Source organism: Methanospirillum sp., assembly GCF_035406105.1.
GTDB lineage: Archaea > Halobacteriota > Methanomicrobia > Methanomicrobiales > Methanospirillaceae > Methanospirillum.
This window is the reverse complement of record NZ_DAONKG010000350.1, coordinates 1-1,508: the sequence shown is the minus strand read 5'-3', so window position 1 is coordinate 1,508 and position 1,508 is coordinate 1. Positions and strand designations below refer to the sequence as shown.

General features: G+C 50.8%; 3 protein-coding genes. All 3 read right to left on the bottom strand.

Features of this window, described 5'->3' with window-relative positions; translation table 11 throughout:
• Nucleotides 1-12 precede the first annotated feature (12 nt).
• On the bottom strand, nucleotides 13-297 hold the full coding sequence (gene mtrB, locus PLA23_RS13370) for a tetrahydromethanopterin S-methyltransferase subunit MtrB (protein ID WP_324475529.1): 285 nt from the start codon (nucleotides 295-297) through the stop codon (nucleotides 13-15).
• Nucleotides 297-1,196, bottom strand: a complete 900-nt coding sequence (gene mtrC, locus PLA23_RS13365) for a tetrahydromethanopterin S-methyltransferase subunit MtrC (protein ID WP_324331173.1) — start codon at nucleotides 1,194-1,196, stop codon at nucleotides 297-299. The genes mtrB and mtrC overlap by 1 nt, the downstream gene beginning before the upstream one ends.
• A gap of 9 nt (nucleotides 1,197-1,205) precedes the next feature.
• A partial coding sequence (locus tag PLA23_RS13360; RefSeq protein ID WP_324475528.1) for a tetrahydromethanopterin S-methyltransferase subunit D occupies nucleotides 1,206-1,508 on the bottom strand: 303 nt, incomplete at its 5' end.

Below are 1,508 nucleotides of genomic sequence, written 5' to 3'. Positions count from 1 at the left end.
CATTTTTCTCCCTCACATCAAGGTCCGAACGATGAGTCCGGCGACCAGGAGTCCGACAGCAAGTCCGTAAAACATGGCCGTAATACCACCGGCGAATAGCAGGGATTTCTCACGGTTCGGGAATGTTTCAAGGAAACTGCCTTCTCCGGAGAGCATACCAACAATATCGTCAGTGATCTTTTCAAGGGTATTGACCTGTGCCACGATTGGTGCCAGGGACTCACCCTGCTGGGTGACAAATCCTGCAAATACATCACAGCCAAGACCGAAGTCAGGAAGGACCGGAATCCATGTCATTACTGGTCACCTCCGACTTCAACGATCGGCTTTGCATCAAGCCATGCATAGGCGTCACGCTTGGAGTATGCAATGTATTTCCTGTAGCTGAAGAACCATCCGAGGAGAGCAATCAATAATCCGACGGCTGCAGACACCATGTCAAGGAATGCAAAGGACATAACTGCCACAACAAACATCGAAAGGAATCCCACTTCAATGGCAAGCATAAGCGTTCTGTCCTGAGACTCGTTCGGACCAAGACAGGCGTTGAACGGGTGCTGCAGAGCGATTGCACCAATGAAGAAGATCACAGCAAGTGCAGACCCGCCGATGAGTGAACCTGCGAATTCAGGTATTATCGTTACCATGAATGTCTGGGCTCCTCCGGCTGCAGCTTGTGCTGCAGGTTCCATGGAGAGTGTCATACCACCGATGACAAGGCCGTTGAACATGAAGGTTCCCGTGCACATTGCGGCAAATCCGAGCATGGTCAATGCTCCGACCATTGACAGTTTCATGAGGGAAAAGATCATGACCGGGATGTTCATGTTGATGACGTTGTTTGCGATGTACCCGATGACTGCTCCGATGATGGCTGCAAGGATCAGGGTGACGATCGGTGATGCGATACCAAATTTTGTTCCTGCGATCATAGCGATTGCACCGGCTCCGAATGCGACCATTCCGGCAGACGGAACTCCGGTACCAAGACCATAACTGCACAGGTGCTTGATTGTGTCTGAACCCCACCAGATTGCTGCGATGGCACCAATCCCTCCAAAGAAGGAGAAGACTGCAATGCCTGTTACAACGTTGAGATATGTGAGGTATGTGCCGACTAAGGCGACGACAATTCCGTAGATCATCAGGGTGTTTTCAGAGATTGCCCCTGCTGATGCTTCCATTTTTGCTGTCATGTATCTTCCTCACATCCCGGTGTTTAATATAATCAGCATCGAAACCAGGCCACAGAATGCGGATGCAACCGCACATCCGATAATTGCACGTGGAACACGCTTGAACTTGGGGTCATGCGGTCCCTCGATGGTTCCGGTGATGTTATATGCTGCCAGTACAGCGTTTACCAGGAAGAACCCGATTGCAAAGATGCCGGCAAGTGATACTGCCAGGGGTTCTATGGTTGCTGCATCAGCCTTCATGATCACGGGCAGCCCCTCATGATATACAGAGAGAAGTTCGATGTAGATTAGTGTTCCGCCAAGACCGGC